This is a genomic window from Streptomyces sp. NPDC055749, from assembly GCF_053617235.1.
In genome coordinates, this window is sequence record NZ_JBSHFH010000053.1 from 14864 (window position 1) to 35415 (window position 20552).

Sequence of the window (20552 nt, forward strand, 5' to 3'; positions counted from 1 at the left end):
CCCCTCAGTGCCGGATCCGCAGGCGGTCGGAACTGTCCTCGCTCGGCTGGACGACGACGATGCCCTGTCCTGAGAAGGCCATCTGATAGGCCTCGCCGCTGCCCCGCCCGATGAGCGAGGAAGCCTTGAAGCTGCGCTTGCCCTTCACCTTGAGGTTCGGGGACCACGCGACCAGTGCGTCCGGGTCGACGTACGTCTCGTCCTCGCCCCGGCCGCAGTCGACGACGATCGGCGTGCCGCGGGAGGTGATGGCGACCCACCCGGTGCCCTGGATCCCGACGTTCCACAGGCCCTGGCCGGCGAACTTGGCGAGGCCCTTGACCTTCTCGACACCCCAGGTGAGATGGGCGTCGAAGGCGAGAAGGTTGGTGCCGTTGACGGAGAGGGAGTCGTTGTCGAGGTTGATGACGACCACATCGGCTCCGTAGTCGGCGAGGTAGAGCAGCCCGTCGCCCGAGCACTTCATGACGGGTGTGCCCTCGCCGGTGACCCACTGGGAGGCGGCCTGCCGGACGGCGGGCGGATTGGGCTCGTACTGGATGAAGCCCTCGTACGCCACCATCGAGCCGGTGCGTGCGTACAGGTCCTGGCCCGAGGCCATGGCGACCTTGAGCATCGTGCGGCCGTGATTCTCCATCCGGGCCGTTACGGGGGTCGGGGCGAAGCCCGCGAGTTGCTGGTTCATGACGGGCTCCCTCACACCTCGTAGGGCTGGACGACGATGAAGTTTCCGGGCGCTCCCCGGAACTGGAGGTTCACGGTCTCTCCGCTGTGTCCCGGATACGCGTTGCGGCGCAGCCTGACCTGGCTGGAGAGGATCACCTGGGACGCCGAGGACCAGGCGACGACGGCGTTGCAGTCGGCGAACGTGGTCGGGGTGACCGGCAGGACGACGGGGACACCATGGGTCTTCACGACCACGGTGCCGGTTCCCTGGAACTGCATGGTGAACAGGGCGCCGCCCGGGATGCCGTGGCCCTCGATCCTGCGGACCTCGTACTGGAGCGACTCGTCGAAGGCGAGAACGTTCTCGGCGGAGACGCAGATGCCGTCGCCCTGCAGCTCGATGGGATGCAGGTGCGAACCTTCCTCGGCGAGGAAGACCTGGCCACGGCCCGTACAGCGCATCAGCTGCATTTCCTGACCGGTGGCGTTACCGACCACACGGCCCGCGAAACCCGCGCTCTTGTAGCCGAAGTCCACCTTGCCCTGGTACATCACCATGCTGCCCTGACGGGCCAGCACAGGGTTGCCGCCCATGGTCAGATCGACCCTCATGAGCTGCTGGTTCTGCGGGGTCCAGCGCTGGCCGGTCGGCGTCTCCTTGTAGAGCTGCAGAGCGGCCTGCAGACCGGCACCGCCCTGCGGGACTCCCTGGGGCACACCTTGCGGCATGCCGGGAGGCTGCTGCCCGTACGGGGCGGGAGCCTGCTGGCCGAACGGGGCGGCCGGAGGCTGCTGGCCGTAGGGGGCGGCGGGCGGTGCGCCCTGCCCGGGAATCTGCCCGAACTGCGGCTGCTGCGGCGGCTGTGGCTGCTGCGGCTGCCCGTACGGGGAGGGGGCCGGCGGAGCCATCGGCGCCGCCATGGTCGGCGCGGCATGCATCGGCTGCTGCTGCGGCGCGGGCGCCGCGGCAGGAGCCCCGAAGGCCGGTGCGGGTTGCGGGGCCTGCGGGGCCGGGGCTCCGAAGGCGGGGGGTGCGGTCGCCTGGGCGGGCGGGGCGAACGACGGGGCGACTGCCTGCGGCTCCGGAGCGGCCGGTGCTTCCTCCGCGACCTCGCCGCCGAAGTTCTGCAGCAGCGCGTCCAGGCCACCGTCGAACCCTTGGCCGATGGCGGCGAAGCGCCAGACGTCCTTGAGGTAGAAGTCGCCCAGCATCACGGCGCGCTCGGTGGTGAACTCCGAGCCGGTGAAGGCGTACTTCACCACCTCTTCGCCGCCTGCCACGATCCGGATGTATCCGGGTCCGACCTGCGACATCTGTCCCGCACCGTCGAGAGTCGCGGTGAACGACAGCTTGTGGATGTTCGCCGGAATGCGGTCGAGAGTGACGCGGAACGACTCGGTGTCGCCGGACTGGGCGCCGAGCAGCTGAATGGACTCCTCGGGCGACTTCGGCTGGTTGAAGAAGATGAAATACCGGTCGTCCGAGAGCTGCTCATTGGCATCGAGGCCGAAGCAGCTGATGTCGAAGGTCAGTCCCGGGCCGGCAATCTGCACACCTACGTACAGATCCGTCCCTGACGTGAGGTCACTGATCTTGGCCTTGTGGCCGCGTTGGAATTCCCTGGCCATGCGTAACGACCGTCCCCCATCCCGAATGTGAATGCGTCGCGTCAGGCTAACCGCAAACGACGACAACGAGCCAAGTCGGTACACACCCGGTACAGAATCGTCGAACGTCACTCCTCGCGCGCGGCGGGCAGGTGCGGAAGCCGGTCGGCCGCCACGACACCCTCGAGATAGCCCCGGGCCCGCTCGGTACGGGGATAGGCCTCCAGCAGTCGCCAGAAGCGCGGACCGTGACCGGGGACGAGCAGGTGGGCAAGCTCGTGGACGAGCACGTAGTCGACGACGTACTCCGGCATGCCCTGCAGCCTGTGCGACAGCCGGATGGAGCCCTCGGCCGGGGTGCAGGAGCCCCACCGGGTGTTCTGGTTGGTCACCCACCGCACGGACGCGGGCCTCGCGCGGCCCTCGAAATACTGGGCGGACAAGCGCTCGGCGCGCTCGGCCAGCTCACTGTCGCCGATGACGCGCTTGCTCTCCTGGGCGGCGAGCTTGTCGAGCATCACGCTCACCCAGCGCTGCTCCTCCGCCTCCGACATCCGGGCGGGGATCAGCACGATGGTGCGGTCTCCCTCCCGGTACGCGGAGACCGTTCTGTTACGCCGGGCACTCCTGCGGACCTCGACCGCGCTCGTCGCCGAAGCGCGGGGCTGACGGACGGCCGCGCTGCGCTGATTGCTTCCGGCGCTGCGCATGGGGATCCCCCCGGCGAAGCCGGGTGACGGTTCGGCGGGCACGCCACGACGTTACCCGCTGTCAGTGGCGGAAGTCCCGACTCCGGAACGGTTCGGCGGTGATCCGGTCCATGGCGTGCACCATTTGAACGACTAATACCCCTTGCCTGTGGACAACTTTCCGCAGACTTCGCTCCGTCACCGCATTCTGGCAAAGGATCTTCACACCGACAGAGGAGAAGTCATGCATCCGATGCTCAAGCCCGCACTGCGCCGCGCATGGCGCGGACGGCACACCGTCCAATTCGGAGTGACGCCTGCCCACGCGGTGAAGCTCGGCCCCATGGATATCGCCACGGGAAGCTTTCTGGAACTGCTCGACGGCACACGCGGACTGCAACTCCTGCGCGAAGAAGCCCGGTCGCTGGATCTTTCGGACCATCATGTGGATGTGCTGGTGGCACGCCTGACGGAAGCCGGACTGCTGGACGATCCCCGGGGCGGCGGCCCGGAGGCCGATGCGTTACGCGATCGGGCGGCCGTCCTGGAGCGGCAGCGCCCCGACCTCGCGTCACTCTCCGTCGTACATCCGGAACCCGGCAGCGGGCTGCGGCGGCTCGCGGCGCGGCGCGCCATACGCGTCCAGGTGCGGGGCGCGGGCCGGGTGGGCGCCGTGATCGCAGCGGTGCTGTCCGGGGCGGGAGTGGGCCGGGTCGAGGTGCTGGACGGAGGCCGCGCCGAGCCGTGGGACGTCGCCCCCGGCGGACTCCCGGCGTCCGCGGTCGGGGAACGGAGGGACTCGGCGGCCCGTCAACTCGTGCGCCGGTCAGCGGTGGGCGCCACCCCGCGGGCCGCGGAGACGGCCGGGGCGCCGGCCGGCGGCGAACCGGGGCTGTCCCTGATCGTGATCGCCCCACGCGACGGCTTCTCGGTGTACGTCCCCGATCCCGCCACCGCCGCGCCTTGGATCAGTTCGGGAACTCCCCATCTCTACGCGGGTGTGATGGAGGCCACAGGCGTCGTCGGACCGCTGGTGCTGCCCGGGGGCACGGGGTGCGCGGGCTGCCTGGCGCTGCACCGCGCCGACCGTGACCCGCAGTGGCCGCGGATGCTGACGCAGTGGCGCTCGGGACGCCGCAGCACCGTCCCGGCCTGCGACGTGGGCCTGTCGACGGCGGTCGCGGGGCTCGCGGCAGCTCACGCGCTGTCCTTCATCGACGGGGAGTTGCCGGCCAGTACCGGCGCTCGCTGGGAGGCCGCGATGCCCCTGCTGGACTGGCGGTCGGAGCAGTTGGAACCCCACCACGAGTGCTCCTGCGGCGCGGCTGGGCAGACTGAGGGGGAGCTCACCTCCGAGACGGGTGCCGCACACGACACAATGGCCGGGTGACCGCTGTCGACGGCAACGCCGAAGACCCACGCGGCACGGTCTGGGAACTGGAGGGGCACATGTCTGATCTTCCCCGGAAGGCGGTCACCCGTACCGCCAAGCTGGCCGCGCTACCGCTCGGCTTCGCGGGCCGTGCCACATGGGGCCTGGGCAAGCGGATCGGCGGGAAATCCGCCGAGCTGGTCGCCCGCGAGGTGCAACAACGCACGGCCGACCAGCTCTTCCGCGTCCTCGGCGAGTTGAAAGGCGGCGCGATGAAGCTCGGACAGGCGCTGTCCGTCTTCGAGTCGGCGCTGCCCGAGGAGGTCGCCGGGCCCTACCGGGCGGCGCTCACCAAACTGCAGGAAGCGGCGCCGCCCATGCCGGCGCGCACCGTGCACGCGGTGCTGGAGGAACGGCTCGGCGAGGACTGGCGGGATCTCTTCCTGTCGTTCGAGGACAAACCGTCGGCCGCCGCGTCGATCGGTCAGGTCCACCGCGCCGTGTGGAACGACGGGCGGGACGTCGCGGTGAAGGTGCAGTACCCGGGCGCGGGTGAGGCACTGCTCTCGGATCTGACCCAGTTGAGCCGTTTCGCCAGGCTGTTCGGCCCGCTGGTTCCGGGGATGGACGTCAAGCCGCTCATCAAGGAACTGCGCGAGCGGGTGGCGGAGGAACTGGACTACGCGCTGGAGGCGGAGTCCCAGCGGCAGCACGCGGCGGAGTTCGAGGACGATCCCGACGTGGTCGTTCCGGGTGTGGTGCACCAGTCCGAACAGGTCCTGGTGTCGGAGTGGATCGACGGCATTCCCCTCGCCGACGTGATCGCCGAGGGCACGGTGGAGCAGCGGGACCGGGCAGGCCAGTTGCTCGCCCGCTTCCTCTTCTCGGGTCCGGCGCGTACGGGTCTGCTGCACGCCGATCCGCACCCCGGCAACTTCCGGCTGCTCCCCGCCGCCGGGAGCGATGAAGGGGACGGCCTGGACGGGGACCCCGAGCAGTGGCGGCTGGGGGTGCTGGACTTCGGCACGGTGGACCGGCTGCCGGGCGGGCTGCCCCAGACCATCGGCGACTCGCTGCGGATGACGCTGGAGGGCAACGCCGAAGCGGTGTACGAGCTGCTGCGCGAAGCGGGCTTCGTGAAGGAGTCGATCGAGCTCGCACCGGACGCGGTGCTCGAATATCTCCTGCCGATCATCGAACCGGCACAGGTCGACGAGTTCACCTTCACCCGCGGCTGGTTGCGCACCCAGGCGGCCCGGATCGCGGACCCGCGCTCCCCCGCCCATCAGCTGGGCAAGCAGCTGAACCTTCCGCCGTCCTATCTGCTGATACACCGTGTGACGCTGAGCACCATCGGGGTGCTGTGCCAGCTGGGTGCCACCGTGCGTCTCCGGGACGAACTCGAGTCCTGGCTCCCGGGCTTCGTGGCCGAGGGCGAGCAGGAGGAGGAAGCGCCGGACGAGGCGGTGCAGGCTGTCGAGGAGGAGAGCGCGGCCGTCGAGGCGTAGGGCAGGGAGCGGGGGCCGCCCGCAGTCGGGGGACTCGCCGTCGTCACCACCAGGTGGAGTCGAGGCGGCTCTCGATCGCTCTGATGTGGGCGCGGGCGCAGTCGTCGCACAGATACTGACGTCTGCCGTCCTCCACGGAGCAGCTCCAGGTCGGCGGCGCGGTCCCGCCGGGGGCTGCGGTGCCGCACCGGGCGCACACCACACGCTCGGCACCCGGCTGTTCGGGCTGAGTCTCCTCGTCCACCTGGTGACGATAACGCCGTGGGCGCTGTGCGGCGCGGCACAACGCACCGCGGGGCCGGCCTGTTGGGACCGGCCCCGCGGAGGGGGTGGCTGCCGGAAGGGCAGAGCGGTTGCCCGGGCAGCTTTGTGATTTCGGGGCTCGGCCCCGGGGGTCTCCTGCGGAGTCCCTAGTGCATGACGGCCATGGCCAGCGCGCGGCGGGCACGCATGGAGGCGCGCTCAGCGCGGCGGTGCATCCGCCGGGCGGCGACGAGGCGCACGGCCTGTCGGTCCGCCTCGGCCTCCCTCAGGCGGTCGTTCATATGCGCACGCGCCATGGCTTCTGGAATGAGTTGCATCTCGCGGGTCCTGTTCTGACGCGAGTCGTTCGCGCCGATGATCGTGACGTTCGGGGTCGCGGAGCCGATGGGCTCGCTCGTGGGGGTGGTCATTGGTGCCTGATTCCGGGGGTCATGGGTGTGGGGACGGTCGATGGTTCCGATGCGCTTCATGCGTGCGGGGGCGGTGACCCCCAGGCCGGCGGTCACGCCGCGACCGGGTTCTTGCGCGGACGGCCACGGGGGCGCTTGCGGGCGACGACGACGCCCTGGACGAAGAGCTCGCCGCCCCAGACGCCCCACGGCTCGCGCCGCTCCTTGGCGCCGGCGAGGCAGGCCTCGACGAGCGGGCAGGTCCGGCAGAGGGACTTGGCGTACTCGACGTCGGCAGGCGACTCGGCGAAGAAGACCTCAGGGTCGTACGAACGGCAGGGGACGGGCACACCGAGGTTCTCGATGGCGTCGTCGAGCGCGGTGAGCGCGGTGAGGGGGATCAAGGTGGAGTCCTCCGTGAGGCCGGGCGGGGAGATCGTGTCGGAAGGCGGTACGGACGGGGCGTGCGTTTCGAGTTGCACGGTGATGGTGTCCTCGTCTGGTCGTGCCGGCCTGTTGGCCGGTTGGCGGCTGGTACCAGGTGCTGCTTGTCCCGAGGCTCCTTCTCACGTCTCGTCCCGTTCGGACAAAACAAAAGGGCCGCGGATCCCGAGTGGGGTTCCGCGGCCCTGAAGGCGCCGGCCTGATTCTGGATCAGGCTGGATCACTCCAGGGTTCAGGCCCACGGAAGGCCCACATCGTGTGGTGCTGGTGCTGCGTCGTCTGCTTCTTGGCTCCGGCACCGACGGCCGCAAAGGCATAGGCCGGGGCCTGTCCCTTCGCTACTGCTGCTGCCGGTGCCTCGATCGGTCGCTCATTGCGCTCCCGCATCACGGGCAGGAGAGCGGCCGGAGACAGCGGACGGGCGGCGGAAATGCCGGACAGACCGGTGCCGCGAAGCGCGGATTCCGAAGAGCAGGCGAGGCCGAGCGAGTGCGCGGAGACGACCGAGAGATCGGTCATTTTGCTGGGGCTGATGATGCTGATCACAGGAATCGCCTCCTCTCGGCGTCTAGGGGGACCGGCCGGGGCCGGTCCTGCGTATTCGGATAAGTACAGCACGGAATCAGGGCTTCAGAGAAGTCGCTGTTCCCGTGGTTAAGAACCTATGGTGATGACTGGGGCGGGCGCAAACTATTTTTTCGACGAGTTTTTCTCACACCCCGCCGTCGGACTCCTCGGCCTCCTCGCCCACCGCCTCACCTGCGCAGATGGCGAGCACGTCGGCGCCGAACCGGGTCAGCTTACGGTTGCCGACGCCGGGGATGGTGACGAGTTCGCCCTCACTGGCCGGCACCGCCTCGGCGATCGCCATCAGGGTCTTGTCCGTGAACACGCAGTAGGCGGGCTGGCCGATCTCCTGGGCCTGCCCGGCCCGCCAGTCGCGCAGCCGCCCGTACAGCGCCTCGTCCATGTCGGAGGGGCAGTCCTCACAGCGCATCAGCTTCATCGCACCGGCCTCGGTGAGGGTCCTGCCACAGACCCGGCACCGCACGGGGCCACGGCGCTTGCGCCTGGCCGCCGTGTCCGGACCGCTGCCGGCCGTCCCCGTGCCCGCACCGGAACCGCGGTCGATACCTCCGCCGCCGCCCGCGCCACCACGGGCTCCGAGCGCCACCGAGCCGGGCCGCAGACCGTTCAGGAAACGCGTGGGCCGCCGGCCGCCGCGGCCACCGGGCGAGCGGGAGAGCGCCCACGACAGCGTGAGGTGGAGCCGGGCCCGGGTGACGCCGACGTACAGCAGGCGCCGCTCCTCCTCGACCTGTTCGTCGGTCTTGGCGTACGTGATCGGCATCATGCCCTCGGTCAGGCCGACGAGGAACACGGCGTCCCACTCCAGGCCCTTCGCCGAGTGCAGCGAGGCCAGCGTGACGCCCTGAACCGTGGGGGCGTGCTGGGCGGCTGCCCGCTCGTCGAGCTCCGCGACGAGATCGGAGAGGGTCGCCCCCGGTTTGGCCTGTTCGAAGTCCTCGGCGAGACGCACCAGGGCGGCCAGTGACTCCCAGCGGTCCCGGACCGCACCGGAGCCGGCCGGCGGCCGGCTGGTCCAGCCCTTGGTGGAGAGCACCGCCCGCACCTCGGACGGCAGACCCTCGGCCTGGTCGAGCAGGGAGTCGTTTCCACCGGCGCGGGCCGCGCCGCGCAGCGCCATGCCCGCCTCCCTCACCTCCGCGCGCTCGAAGAAGCGCTCGGCGCCGCGCAACTGGTAGGGGACACCCGCGTCGGCCAGTGCCTGCTCGTAGACCTCGGACTGGGAGTTGACGCGGTAGAGCACGGCGATCTCGCCGGCCGGGACGCCCGCGGCGATCAGATCGCGGATGCGGCGTGCGGTGCCCTCGGCCTCGGCGGGTTCGTCCGCGTACTCCGTATAGGCCGGGGCCGGGCCCTTCTCGCGCTGCGAGACCAGTTCCAGCCGGTGCTCGGCGGCCCTGCCGCGGGCCTGGCTCAGCAGGCCGTTGGCCAGGTGGACGACCTGGGGCGTGGAGCGGTAGTCCCGGACCAGCTTGACCATGGTGGCGTTCGGATGGCGGGTGCGGAAATTCAGCAGGTGGTCGGGGGTGGCTCCGGTGAAGGAGTAGATCGTCTGGCTGGCGTCCCCGACGACGCACAGGGTGTCCCGGTCGCCGAGCCAGAGGTCCAGCAGCCGCTGCTGGAGCGGGCTGACGTCCTGGTACTCGTCGACCACGAAGTGCTGGTACTGGCTGCGGACGTGGTCCGCGATGTCGTGCCGGTCCTGGAGGATGCCGACGGTGAGGAGCAGCACGTCCTCGAAGTCGATCACGGAGCGGTCGCGCTTCAGCTGCTCGTACATCGCGTAGATCTGGGAGAGCTCGGCCGGGTCGCGCGGGGCGTCCCGCTGGGTCTTCGCCACCGCCGCCGGATAGTCGGCGGGCACGGTCTGGGTGACCTTGGCCCACTCGATCTCGCTCGTGGCGTCCCGCAGCTCGTTGCGGTCGAGCTTGATCCCGCAGCGGGCCGCCGCCTCGGCGACCAGCTGGACCTTGCGCTCGACCAGCCGGGGGAGCTCGCCACCGACTGCTTTCGGCCAGAAGTACTGGAGCTGGCGCAGGGCCGCGGAGTGGAAGGTCCGCGCCTGTACGCCCGTGGCACCGAGCTGGCGGAGGCGGCCCCGCATCTCTCCGGCCGCACGGTTGGTGAACGTGACAGCCAGCACGGTCGTCGGCTGGAGTATCCCCGCGCGCACCCCGTACGCGATGCGATGGGTGATCGCGCGCGTCTTGCCCGTACCGGCTCCGGCCAGCACGCACACGGGTCCGTTCAGCGCGGTGGCGACCTCGCGCTGCTCGGGGTCGAGCCCGTCGAGCACGGCATCAGGGGACTCGGGGACCTGTGGGAAGAGGGTGGAATGCGTTGCTGCTGTCACCCCGCCATGCTGCCAGGTCCCAGGGGGCGGACGCGGCGGTTGTCCACAGGGGTGAGCGATCCGTCGTACTAATCACCCCCGCCTGGGGCCGGCGGGAATGGCGGACAGGGTCAGTGACGTTCCCTAGCGTGCGGGAACGCACAATCTCAGCTTTACAGCGAGACGGACGAGACAGAGGAGCGCGAGACATGCAGGGCACTGTGACGATGTACAGCACCACCTGGTGCGGCTACTGCCGTCGGCTCAAGGGTCAGATGGACCGCGAGGGCATCGCCTACACCGAGATCAACATCGAGCAGGACCCCGCGTCCGCGGCTTTCGTCGAGAAGGCGAATGGCGGAAACCAGACGGTGCCGACCGTGCTGTTCCCGGACGGTTCGACCCTGACGAACCCCTCGCTGGCCCAGGTCAAGCAGAAGGTCGGCGTCTGACCCGCTGGCGCGTCCGCGCCGAAAAGCCCCCGCCGAGGCGGGGGCTTTTCGCTGCGCCGGTATGCCGGTGCGAGTGGGTATCGGAGGGTGCTGATCAGACCGTGCTGCGCGGCCTCGGGAGCGGCTTGCCGTACCAGAGCTCGATGAGCCGGGCCGCGATCGAGATGCCGAACGGGGGCAGGATCTCGCCGGACTCGAAAGCGGCCGTCAGGTCCTCGCGGGAGAACCAGCGGGCCTCCTCGATCTCCTCGCCGTCCACGTTGATCTCCGACGTGGTCGCCCGCGCCATGAAGCCGAGCATCAGGCTGGAGGGGAAGGGCCAGGGCTGGCTGGCGATGTACTCGACCTCGCCGACCGTGATGCCCGCCTCCTCGAAGACCTCTCGCGCCACGGACTGCTCGATCGACTCCCCCGGCTCGACGAAGCCCGCGAGCGTCGAGAAGCGGCCTTCCGGCCAGTGCACCTGGCGGCCCAGCAGGGCCCGGTCCTGGTCGTCCGTGACCAGCATGATCACCGCGGGGTCGGTGCGCGGGTAGTGCTCGGCGCCGCACGCCTGGCAGCGGCGGATGTGGCCGGACGCGGCGATGACGGTGCGCTCGCCGCAACGGGAGCAGAAGCGGTGCAGCCGCTGCCAGTTCTCCAGGGCCACCGCGTGGACCATCAGTCCGGCGTCGCGGGCGCCGAGGAGGAGACCTGCCTCACGCAGACCGGCCGGGCGGGCCGACTGGTCCATGCGGCCGGGCAGGGAGTCCTTCTGGAGGGCGAAGTAGCTGACGCCTTCCTCGTCGGTGCCGAGGAAGTAGCGGTGGGTCTCGGTGACCGGTGCCTCGAAGGCCGGGGTCATCACGATCTCGGTGCCACCGTCGGCCGTGTCGTCGATCAGCACCTGGCCGCCGGAGACGACGAAGACCCTGGTCGTCGGGTGGCTCCAGGCTGCGGCCAGCCATGCCTCGTCGAGGCGGTGGTGGGCGGCGCGGTCGATGCCGCTCGGTGCGGTGAGACCGATGGGTCGGTCTGCGGTCGCGTTGTCGAAGGTGCTCACAGGTGCTTCCTACTCCCCCGGGATGGATCGGGTGCCATGAGGTCTCAGCGGAGTGCCGCGGCCAGCTCGCCCCACAGATGGGCGGCGGTCTCCACACCCTTGAGAAGGAGATCGATCTCGACCTTCTCGTCGGGGGCGTGCCAGCCGTCGGACGGTACGGAAATGCCCAGGAAGAGGACAGGGACGCCCAGCACGTCCTGGAGGTCGGCCGCGGGTCCCGAACCCCCCTCACGGGTGAAGAGGATCTTCTTCCCGAAGGCCCGGCCCATCGCGCGGGCCACCGCTTGGAGCGCGGGGTGGTCCAGCGGTGTCAGACAGGGCCGGGTGGCGGGCAGGAAGGTGATGCGGTGGCGGATGCCCTGCGGGATCCGCTCCTCGGCCCATTTCCGTACGGACTGCTCGATGTGGTCCGGGTGCTGGCCCGCGACCAGTCGGAAGCTGAGCTTCACCAGGGCGGACGACGGAATGATCGTCTTGCTGCCGGCGCCCTGGTAGCCGCCGCCGATGCCGTTGACCTCGGCGGTGGGACGGGCCCAGATCCGCTCCAGGGTGGAGTAGCCGGCCTCGCCCGATGCGGCCTGCGACTTGGCCGTGCGCAGCCAGGTCTCCTCGTCGAAGGGCAGCTCGGCGAAGAGGGCCCGCTCGGTGTCGGTGAGTTCGGCCACGCCGTCGTAGAAGCCGGGAACCGTGACGCGGCCGTCCGCGTCGTGCAGCGCCGCCACGAGACGGGCGACGGCCGTCGCCGGGTTGGGGACCGCGCCGCCGAACGATCCGGAGTGGATGTCCTGGCCGGGGCCGTACAGCTCGATCTCGCACTCGGCGAGGCCGCGCATGCCGGTGCAGACGGTCGGGGTCGTCTCGTCCCACATACCGGTGTCGGAGACGATCACCGCGTCGGCCGCGAGGCGGTCGGCGTGCTGCTCGGCGAGGGCGCGGAAGTTCGGGGAGCCGGACTCCTCCTCGCCCTCGATGAGGAGCTTGAGGTGGACGGCGGGGGCTGAGCGGCCGGTGGCGGCGAGGTGGGCCCTGACGCCGAGGGTGTGGAAGAACACCTGGCCCTTGTCGTCGGCCGCCCCGCGTCCGTACATCCTGCCGTCGCGGATCACCGGTTCGAACGGGTCGGTGTGCCAGCCGTCCTCGCGAGCCGCGGGCTGCACGTCGTGGTGTCCGTACACGAGGACCGTCGGGGCGTCCGGGTCGTCGCTCGGCCACTCGGCGAAGACGGCGGGTGCGCCGGGCGTCTCCCAGATCTCGGCGACAGGGAAGCCGGTCTCCAGGAGCTTGGCCGACAGCCACTCGGCGCTGTTGCGTACGTCTCCGTCGTGCTCCGGCTGGGCGGAGACGGACGGGATGCGCAGCCAGGCGGCGAGGTCCTCGAGGAAGGCCGCGCGGTGCGTGTCTATGTACGTACGGACGGCGCTGTCCGGGGTGTCGCTCATGGCGTTGAGCCTATCGGGCCTGCGGGAGTGGCTCGTCCAGGAGGATGCGTTCCAGCCCGGCACGGCCCGGCAGGTTCTTGGGGTGGACGGTCTCTCCGCTGCGTACGTAGAGGAAGGTGGCCGTGACCGAGTCGAGCGGGAGCTCGTGGAGCTCCGCCCAGGCGAGGCGGTAGACGGCGAGCTGGAGCGGGTCCGCGGTCCTGTTGCGGCTGGTCTTCCAGTCGACGATCTCGTACGTGTCACCCGTGCGGTAGACCGCGTCGATCCGGCCGCGGATCACCCGGCCCGCGAGGCTTATCTGGAAGGGCGTCTCGACGCGGTACGGGGTGCGGCGGGCGTACTCCGTGCGCTCGAACGCCTCCTTGAGCTCCGCGAGGTCCTGCTCGTCGGCGATCTCGGCGTCGCTCCCCTCGCCGCCGGGGAGCTCGTCGGGGCCGAGCATGGGCAGCGGCAGTTCCTCGTAGCGGGACTCCACCCAGGCGTGGAAGCGGGTGCCCCTGCGGGCGGCCGGCTGGGGCGGGCGTGGCATGGGGCGGGCGAGCTCCTGGGCGAAGCCGTCGGGGTCCTCGGCGAGGCGCAGCAGTTGGGTGGCGGAGAGGGAGGCGGGGACCATCACGTCGCGCACGGTGGCGCGGGCACGGCGCAGCTCCCCGGCCAGGGCTTCGAGATCGCGGTCCCAGGAGGCGAGGGTGCGGGAGTCCTCGGGGGTGAGGTCCACGGGGGCACGGGCCGCCGGGACGTGCGGGGCGTGCCGGACGTGCGGGGCGGATTCCGGGGGTGGTGGCGCTACCGGTGCGGTGGCGGGGGGTTCGGTGGCGAGGGTGTCCCAGTCCGCGGGCTCGTCCGGGTACGGCTCGCCGTCCGGGTACGGGTCGTCGTAGGGGGCGTCCGGCTCCTCGTGCCCGCCGGACTCCAGCTGCCGGGCGTCGTACACGTCCGGTACGGGGCCGACGGCTGCCAGTGCTTCCAGGTGGGCCAGCACCGTGTCCCTGGCGGCGCGGCGGCGGGCCATCGCCGTCTCGTCCAGCGGCAGCGGCCATGCCTGGTCGGCGTCCTTCTCCTGGAGGGCGGGGTTCTCCTCGTCCTCGGCCGGTTCGTCGGCCCAGACCTCGATGTCGCCGTACCCGGCGGCGCAGTGCTCGTACAGCGCGTCCAGGAAGTCGGAGGGACCGCGCGTCTTCTTCTGGGACGGCCCCCACCAGTGGCCGGAGCCGAGCAGCAGCGTGCGCGGGCGCGTGAAGGTGACGTACCCGAGGCGGAGCTCCTCGGTGTGCTGATGCTCCTTCATCTCCTCCTTGAACGCCTTGAGCCCCCTGGCGTCCCAGGAGTGGACGACCGGGAGCGTGGCCGTGTCACCGCGCAGGGCGTGCGGCAGGACCTTGGACTGGGAGGTCCAGGAGTCCCGGGTCTGGCCGCTGGGGAACTGGCCGGAGACCAGGCCCGGCACCGCGACGACGTCCCATTCGAGGCCCTTGGACTTGTGCGCGGTCAGGACCTTGACCGTGTTCTCGCCGCCCGGCAGGGCGTTGTCGAGCCCCTTCTCGTACTGCGCGGCCGTGCGCAGGTAGCCGAGGAAGGCGAGGAGTGTGGCCTCGCCGTCGACCGAGGCGAATCCTGCCGCTATGTCCAGGAAATTGCTCAGGGTCTCTCGGCGGCGTGCGGCCAGGGCCTGCGGTGACGCGGAGAGTTCGACTTCGAGGCCGGTGGTGGCGAGGACGCGGTGCAGCACGTCCATGAGCGGGTCGGCCAGGGAACGGCGCAGGTCGCGCAGTTCGGCGGCGAGCCGGGCGAAGCGGATGCGGGCCTCTGCGGAGAACGGCAGGCCGTCGTCCTCGGTGCCGCCCGATTCCAGGAAGGTGTCGAGGGCGTCGGCGAGGGAGATCACCTCGGCGGGGTCGATGCCTTCGACGGCCTCGGCGAGCCGCCGGTCGGGGTCGGCGTCCCCGTCGTCGTGGGAGGCACGGTGCACGAGGAGGCGGGCCCGGCGGCCGAGGAGGGCGAGGTCGCGGGGGCCGATCCGCCAGCGCGGCCCGGTGAGGAGCCGGACCAGGGAGGCGTTGGCCCCCGGGTCCTGGAGGACCTCGCAGACGGCGACGAGGTCGGCGACCTCGGGGAGGTGCAGCAGCCCGGACAGGCCGACGACCTCGACCGGGATGTCACGGTCGACCAGGGCTGCCTGGATCTCGGCGAAGTCACCGGCGGTGCGGCACAGGACGGCGATCTCGCCGGGCGCCCTCCCCGTCGCCACAAGATGGGCGATCGAGTCGGCGAGCCACGCGATCTCCTCGGTGTGGGTGCGGAGCAGGGCGCAGCGGACGGTGCCGTCGTGCTCGGCGCCGGGGGCGGGGCGCAGCGCCTCGACGCCCTCGTGCATGGCGCGCAGCGGGTCGGCGAGGCCGTTGGCCAGGTGGAGGAGACGGCCGCCGCTGCGCCGGTTCTCGCTGAGCGAGTAGCGGGTGGCGGGGGTGCCGTCGGGGTGCGGGAAGTGGACCGGGAAGTCGTCGAGGTTCGCCACGGAGGCGCCGCGCCAGCCGTAGATCGCCTGGCACGGGTCGCCCACGGCGGTCACGGCGTGGCCCGCCGCACCCTCCTCGTGGCCGCCGAACAGCGCGGAGAGCAGGAGCCGCTGGGCGACGGACGTGTCCTGGTACTCGTCGAGCAGGACGACCCGGAACTCCTCGCGCAGGATGGCACCGACCTCGGGCCGGGTGAGGGCCAGCTCGGCGGAGAGCGCGATCTGGTCTCCGAAGTCGAGGAGGTCACGGCTGCGTTTGGCCGCCCGGTAGCGCATGGTCAGGCCGAGCAGCTCCCGGCGGGCCTCGGCGGCTTCGGGGAGCTTGCGCAGCTCGGCGTTGGTGAGCTTGGCCGTTTCGAGCGTGCGCAGCAGTTCGGTGTCGTACTCCGCGAGCTGTTCGGGGCGTACGAGATGTTCGGCGAGCTCGGCGTCGAGCGCCAGCAGATCGCTGACCAGGGTGGGGAACGACCGGGTCAGCGCCGGGTAGGGGCCGGGCGCCTCGCGCAGCACGCGGGCGGCGAGCTGGTAGCGGGTGGCGTCGGCGAGGAGGCGCGTGGTGGGTTCGAGGCCGATCCGCAGCCCGTGCTCGGTGAGCAGACGGCCGGCGAACGCGTGGTACGTCGAGATGCTCGGTTCACCGGGAGGGTTGTCCGGGTCGATGGCGTCCGGGTCGGTGACTCCGGCGGCCACCAGGGCCTTGCGGACCCGCTCGGCGAGCTCGCCCGCCGCCTTGTTCGTGAAGGTGAGTCCGAGGACCTGCTCGGGGGCGACCTGGCCGGTGCCCACCAGCCACACCACGCGCGCCGCCATCACCGTGGTCTTCCCGGAGCCGGCTCCGGCCACGATCACCTGCGGGGCGGGCGGCGCTGTGATGCAGGCCGTCTGCTCCGGGGTGAACGGAATCCCGAGAAGCTCCTTGAGCTCCTCGGGATCGCTGATACGTGAGGACACTCCAGAGAGGCTAACCGGACCCACTGACAACGTGCGGCGCCCGGCTCGTGCGACCTGGTGGTCACTCCAGAACCTGGCGGCCCTCCGGCTGGGCGCTGCACGAGGCGCGGAACGTGCAGTGCGTGCAGTGCTGGCCCGTCGAGGGTGTGAACCGTTCGTCCAGGACCCGCCCCGCCGCCGTCGCCAGCAGATCGGATACCCACTCGCCGGACAGGGGTTCCTGGGCCTGCACCCGGGGAAGGGCGTCGCCGCCCTCCTTCTTGGGGGCGGGCTGACGCAGCTGTACGAGTTCGGCGCCGCCGGATTCCGGCCGGTGCCCGTCGAAGACCTCGTCGAGCGCGCCTTCCCGGACGGCCAGCTGGTACACCGCGAGCTGCGGGTGGGCGGCCACCTCGTCCCTGGTCGGCGACGCCTTCCCGGTCTTGAAGTCGACGACGTACGCCCGGCCTTCGGCGTCCTGTTCGACGCGGTCCATGGAGCCCCGGATGCGTACCGCGTACTCCCCCGCGTCGAGCGTGACGTCGAAATCGTGCTCGCTCGCGGCTGGGGTTCGGCCGGTGCGGTCCATGACGTGCCAGCTCAGGAAGCGTTCGAGCGCGGCGCGTGCGTGTTCCTTCTCCTGCTGGGACTTCCAGGGCGCGTCGAAGGCCAGCCCGTTCCAGACGGAGTCCAGGCGCTCCATCAGGACGGCCAGGTCGGCGGGGGTACGGCCGGAGGCGACCTCGTCCGCCAGTACGTGGACGACGTTGCCGAAGCCCTGGGCGGCGGTCGCCGGTGCGTCGGCCTTCACCTCACGGCCCAGGAACCACTGGAGCGCGCAGGTGTTGGCCAGCTGGTCGAGTGCGCTGCCGGACAGGGCCACGGGGTGGTCCCGGTCGCGCAGCGGGACGGCTGAGCGGGTCGGCTCGTCCAGGCCCCACCAGCGGTACGGGTGGGCCGCCGGGACGAGCGGCTGGCCCTCCTCGTCGGTCAGCGCGGCGAGGCGGGCGAGCCGGTGGGCCGCGGCTTCGCGCAGGGTGCCGGAGGCGGCGGGGTCGACGGTGGTGGCGCGGAGCTCGGCGACGAGCGCGGCGACGGCCAGGGGGCGGCGCGGGCGTCCGGTGACGTCCCGGGGCTCCTCGCCGAGCTCGGTGAGGAAGCGGGACGGCTGGTCGCCGTCGTCGGCCGGGGCCTTGACCGCCGTGACGACGAGCCGGTCCCTGGCACGGGTCGCGGCGACGTAGAAGAGCCTGCGCTCCTCGGCGAGGAGCGCGCCCGGGGTGAGGGGTTCGGCGAGGCCGTCGCGGCCGATCCGGTCCGCTTCGAGGAGTGATCCACGGCGGCGCAGGTCGGGCCAGAGCCCCTCCTGCACACCGGCGACGACGACGAGGCGCCACTCCAGGCCCTTGGAGCGGTGCGCCGTCATGAGGCGTACGGCGTCGGGTCGCACCACTCGTCTGGAGAGGGTGTCGGCGGCGATGTCCTGGGCGTCGATCTCCTCCAGGAAGTTGAGCGCGCCGCGCCCTCCGGTGCGCTCCTCGGCGCGTGCCGCGGTGTCGAAGAGGGCGCAGACGGCGTCGAGGTCCCGGTCCGCGTTGCGGCCGGCGGCGCCGCCGCGCAGGGCGGACCGTTCGAGCCGGCCGGGCCACGGAGTGCCGTCCCACAGCACCCAGAGCGCTTCCTCGGCGGTGCCGCCGCCTTCGAGGAGTTCGCGCGCCCTGCGCAGGAGGGCGCCGAGGCGCTGGGCGCCCCGGGCGTACGCGGGGTCGTGCGCGACCAGGCGTTCGGGCTCGGCGAGCGCCCGGGCCAGCAGCTCACCGGAGGGCGGCGGTACGCGGTTCCCGGCGGCGCGCTCCTCGTCGCGCAGGGCGCGGCCGAGGCGGCGCAGGTCGGCGGCGTCCATGGAGCCGAGGGGCGAGGTGAGGAGGGTGAGGGCGGTCTCGGTGTCGAGCCAGGGCGGCAGGTCGGCGGTGTCCGGCGGACCGTCGACAGGGGTCCCGTCCGCCGGAGTCGTGGGCACCGTCCCGTTCAGCGCGGCCGTCGCGACCGTGCGCAGCGCCGTCAGGAGCGGCGCGACCGCGGGTTCGTGGCGCAGGGGCAGGTCGTCGCCGTCCACCTCCAGGGGCACGCCGGCGGACGTGAGGGTACGGCGCACGGAGGGGATCGAGCGGCCTCCGGCCCGTACCAGCACCGCCATCTCGTTCCACGGCACACCGTCCTCCAGGTGCGCGCGGCGCAGCAGGTCCGCGATGTTGTCGAGCTCCGCCGACGCGGTCGGATAGGTGTACGCCTCCACCCGGCCGCCCTTCCGGGCCGCGGTGAGCTCGCGGTGGGCGCGCACCTTCTCGGAGGGCAGCCTGGTGAGCGGCATCCGGCGGGTGAGCAGCCGGGTGGCTTCGAGCAGTACGTCCCCGGAGCGGCGCGAAGTGGTGAGGACGGTTACGGGCGCGGGCGCTCCGTCGGCGCGCGGGAAGGCGTCCGGGAAGTCGAGAATGCCGTTCACATCGGCGCCCCGGAAGGTGTAGATCGACTGGTCCGGGTCGCCGAACGCCACCAGGGTCCGGCCACCGCCGGCGCCCGGGAGGCTCCCCCGGTTCCCGGCCAGCGCGCGCAGCAGCCGTACCTGGGACGGGTCCGTGTCCTGGTACTCGTCGACGAACACCGCGTCGTACCGCTCCGCGAGCAGGGCCGACACCTCGGGGCGCTCCGCGAGCAGCACCGCCCGGTGAACCAGCTCCGCGTAGTCCAGGACCCCCTGTGCGTCCAGGACGTCCAGGTACTCGGCGAGGAACTGCGCGGCGGCGCTCCAGTCCGGCCGGCCCGTGCGCTGCGCGAAGGCGGCGAGGGCATCCGGACCGAGGCCGAGCTCCCGGCTGCGCGCCAGCACCGCCCGGACCTCGTCGGCGAAGCCGCGCGTGGTCAGACAGGCCCGCAGCTCGTCGGGCCAGCGCACATGGGCGAGGCCCTGCCCCTCCAGGTCGACCTGGCCCGCGAGCAGTTCACGGACGGTCACGTCCTGTTCGGGGCCCGAGAGCAGCCGCAGCGGATCGGCGAACAGATCGGCGTCCTGGTGGGCGCGGACGAGTGCGTAACAGTAGGAGTGGAAGGTGGTGGCCTGCGGTCCCCGGGCCGCGCCGAGGCGGGCCGCCATCCGGTCGCGGAGTTCCACCGCCGCCTTGCGGCTGAAGGTGAGGACGAGGATGCGTGCGGGATCGGTCCCGGTGGACACCTTGGCCGCGACGGCCTCGACGAGGGTCGTGGTCTTGCCCGTACCGGGTCCCGCGAGGACCAGAAGCGGCCCTCCCCTGTGGTCAACCACGGCGCGTTGCGCCGCGTCCAGGAGAGGGGGACCCACGGAGCCCGGCGGCGTACGCACCAGTCGGTACGCACCCGGGGTCCGCCGCCTGGCCTGGCGGTGCGGACTGTGCCGGGTGGAAGAGGAGGAGCTCACGTGGGTCGCCGGTCCTGGTGGGTGTACTGGTGTACGGGTGCTGCGTGTACGGGTGCTTCTTGTACGGGTGCTTCTTGTACGGACGATGAGAGGGCGGAGCGTGCCGCGCGTGAACGACGCTACGCCAGCGGCGGCCCAGGACGCAGCGAGTCCGTTGCGTCCCTCGTCACGTGTCCGGCCCCTCCGGTCCGCGCCGCGCACCGTGGACCCGACGCGCGCCCGTTGCGGGCCCGGCGCCGCCCGCGGAACGGGCGGATGGCCGAAGCTGTCAGATGTGAGCTTCCTCGCCCCCGTCGCCCCCACCGGTCGCGCCCGTGCCGCCGTCCCACCTCGCACGCTTCATGTCGAGCCGCGGAAGGTGTCCCTCCGCACTGCGCGGAGCCTCGCGCAGCGGGGTGCTCTCCTCGCGGTAGTGGTCCAGGGCCCGCAGCTCGTGGCCGGGAAGCAGAGCGCCGTCGGACCGCACCACCCGCCACCAGGGCACCGCGGAGCCGTACAGCGCCATCACCCGGCCGACCTGCCGCGGTCCGCCTTCGCCGAGCCATTCCGCGATGTCCCCGTACGTCATGACGCGGCCGGACGGGATCAGGTCGGCGACGTCGAGGACACGCTCCGCGTACTCCGGCAGGGCCGGGCTCATCGGCCCGTCGCCGCCACCGCTGGTCCGGTTCTCGCTCATCCGGCACATCCTGCCGTACGCCACCGACAGTGCGTCCACGGCCGTGCTCTCTCCGTGACACAGCGTGCGCGTGCAGGCAAAGGGGCGTATCTTGCGCTTCGCGCGCCCGTGCGATGCACCCTGATGCCCCCCTCTGTCCGAAGGCCGTGCCACCATCATGCGGGCGGTGACCGGTGATACGAGA

The 20552-nt window shown here is 71.6% G+C and carries 16 protein-coding genes; 3 read left to right on the forward strand and 13 right to left on the reverse strand.

Translation table 11 applies throughout. The annotated features are described in order from the left end of the window. Nucleotides 1–4: 4 nt before the first annotated feature. The 3 genes from ACWGO0_RS30105 to ACWGO0_RS30115 form a co-directional block, all read right to left on the reverse strand. A complete protein-coding gene (locus tag ACWGO0_RS30105; protein WP_453541952.1) occupies nucleotides 5–685 on the reverse strand; it encodes an AIM24 family protein in 681 nt (226 codons plus the stop codon). A gap of 11 nt (nucleotides 686–696) precedes the next feature. Then, nucleotides 697–2295 carry a TerD family protein gene (locus tag ACWGO0_RS30110; protein WP_453541955.1) on the reverse strand — a complete coding sequence of 533 codons (1599 nt, stop codon included), beginning with the start codon at nucleotides 2293–2295 and terminating at the stop codon, nucleotides 697–699. Between the two features lie 107 nt (nucleotides 2296–2402). Beyond that, a complete protein-coding gene (locus ACWGO0_RS30115; RefSeq protein WP_453541958.1) occupies nucleotides 2403–3026 on the reverse strand; it encodes a M48 metallopeptidase family protein in 624 nt (207 codons plus the stop codon). Nucleotides 3027–3207: 181 nt separating this feature from the next. On the opposite strand from ACWGO0_RS30115, the gene ACWGO0_RS30120 reads away from it, so the two are divergent. Both ACWGO0_RS30120 and ACWGO0_RS30125 read left to right on the forward strand, forming a co-directional pair. Beyond that, nucleotides 3208–4353: a ThiF family adenylyltransferase gene (locus tag ACWGO0_RS30120; protein ID WP_453541961.1), complete on the forward strand. Its 1146-nt coding sequence runs from the start codon at nucleotides 3208–3210 to the stop codon at nucleotides 4351–4353. 59 nt (nucleotides 4354–4412) lie between these two features. Next, a complete protein-coding gene (locus tag ACWGO0_RS30125; RefSeq protein WP_453542029.1) occupies nucleotides 4413–5843 on the forward strand; it encodes an ABC1 kinase family protein in 1431 nt (476 codons plus the stop codon). 43 nt (nucleotides 5844–5886) lie between these two features. Here the strand turns inward: ACWGO0_RS30125 and ACWGO0_RS30130 are convergent, their stop codons facing one another. From ACWGO0_RS30130 to ACWGO0_RS30150, 5 genes are all read right to left on the reverse strand, one after another. Beyond that, nucleotides 5887–6087 (reverse strand): hypothetical protein, encoded by a 201-nt coding sequence (locus ACWGO0_RS30130; RefSeq protein WP_453541964.1) that lies wholly within the window; start codon nucleotides 6085–6087, stop codon nucleotides 5887–5889. A 166-nt stretch (nucleotides 6088–6253) separates the two neighbouring features. Beyond that, nucleotides 6254–6577 (reverse strand): hypothetical protein, encoded by a 324-nt coding sequence (locus ACWGO0_RS30135; protein ID WP_453542032.1) that lies wholly within the window; start codon nucleotides 6575–6577, stop codon nucleotides 6254–6256. A gap of 32 nt (nucleotides 6578–6609) precedes the next feature. Then, complete coding sequence (locus ACWGO0_RS30140) at nucleotides 6610–6978, reverse strand: WhiB family transcriptional regulator (RefSeq protein WP_033298139.1); 369 nt, start codon at nucleotides 6976–6978, stop codon at nucleotides 6610–6612. 172 nt (nucleotides 6979–7150) lie between these two features. Continuing rightward, complete coding sequence (locus ACWGO0_RS30145; RefSeq protein ID WP_453541967.1) at nucleotides 7151–7486, reverse strand: hypothetical protein; 336 nt, start codon at nucleotides 7484–7486, stop codon at nucleotides 7151–7153. Nucleotides 7487–7652: 166 nt separating this feature from the next. Continuing rightward, nucleotides 7653–9881, reverse strand: a complete 2229-nt coding sequence (locus ACWGO0_RS30150; protein WP_453541970.1) for an ATP-dependent DNA helicase UvrD2 — start codon at nucleotides 9879–9881, stop codon at nucleotides 7653–7655. Nucleotides 9882–10069: 188 nt separating this feature from the next. On the opposite strand from ACWGO0_RS30150, the gene ACWGO0_RS30155 reads away from it, so the two are divergent. Further along, a complete protein-coding gene (locus tag ACWGO0_RS30155) occupies nucleotides 10070–10312 on the forward strand; it encodes a mycoredoxin (protein ID WP_453541973.1) in 243 nt (80 codons plus the stop codon). 94 nt (nucleotides 10313–10406) lie between these two features. On the opposite strand, the gene nudC is transcribed toward ACWGO0_RS30155, so the two are convergent. The 5 genes from nudC to ACWGO0_RS30180 all read right to left on the reverse strand — a co-directional run bounded on the left by nudC (nucleotide 10407) and on the right by ACWGO0_RS30180 (nucleotide 20368). After that, nucleotides 10407–11354, reverse strand: a complete 948-nt coding sequence (nudC, locus tag ACWGO0_RS30160) for an NAD(+) diphosphatase (protein ID WP_453541976.1) — start codon at nucleotides 11352–11354, stop codon at nucleotides 10407–10409. A gap of 44 nt (nucleotides 11355–11398) precedes the next feature. Continuing rightward, a complete protein-coding gene (locus tag ACWGO0_RS30165) occupies nucleotides 11399–12793 on the reverse strand; it encodes a dipeptidase (protein WP_453541979.1) in 1395 nt (464 codons plus the stop codon). A gap of 10 nt (nucleotides 12794–12803) precedes the next feature. Continuing rightward, nucleotides 12804–16259, reverse strand: a complete 3456-nt coding sequence (locus ACWGO0_RS30170; RefSeq protein ID WP_453541982.1) for a UvrD-helicase domain-containing protein — start codon at nucleotides 16257–16259, stop codon at nucleotides 12804–12806. A 61-nt stretch (nucleotides 16260–16320) separates the two neighbouring features. Further along, on the reverse strand, nucleotides 16321–19689 hold the full coding sequence (locus tag ACWGO0_RS30175) for an ATP-dependent helicase (RefSeq protein WP_453541984.1): 3369 nt from the start codon (nucleotides 19687–19689) through the stop codon (nucleotides 16321–16323). A 268-nt stretch (nucleotides 19690–19957) separates the two neighbouring features. Further along, nucleotides 19958–20368: an MGMT family protein gene (locus ACWGO0_RS30180; RefSeq protein ID WP_453542035.1), complete on the reverse strand. Its 411-nt coding sequence runs from the start codon at nucleotides 20366–20368 to the stop codon at nucleotides 19958–19960. Nucleotides 20369–20552 lie beyond the last annotated feature (184 nt).

Coding starts and splice junctions, on each gene's coding strand:
- ACWGO0_RS30105 (WP_453541952.1), bottom strand. CDS start 685: ATGAACCAGCAACTCGCGGGCTTCGCCCCGACCCCCGTAACGGCCCGG.
- ACWGO0_RS30110 (WP_453541955.1), bottom strand. CDS start 2,295: ATGGCCAGGGAATTCCAACGCGGCCACAAGGCCAAGATCAGTGACCTC.
- ACWGO0_RS30120 (WP_453541961.1), top strand. CDS start 3,208: ATGCATCCGATGCTCAAGCCCGCACTGCGCCGCGCATGGCGCGGACGG.
- ACWGO0_RS30125 (WP_453542029.1), top strand. CDS start 4,413: ATGTCTGATCTTCCCCGGAAGGCGGTCACCCGTACCGCCAAGCTGGCC.
- ACWGO0_RS30135 (WP_453542032.1), bottom strand. CDS start 6,577: ATGAAGCGCATCGGAACCATCGACCGTCCCCACACCCATGACCCCCGG.
- ACWGO0_RS30155 (WP_453541973.1), top strand. CDS start 10,070: ATGCAGGGCACTGTGACGATGTACAGCACCACCTGGTGCGGCTACTGC.
- ACWGO0_RS30165 (WP_453541979.1), bottom strand. CDS start 12,793: ATGAGCGACACCCCGGACAGCGCCGTCCGTACGTACATAGACACGCAC.
- ACWGO0_RS30180 (WP_453542035.1), bottom strand. CDS start 20,368: ATGAGCGAGAACCGGACCAGCGGTGGCGGCGACGGGCCGATGAGCCCG.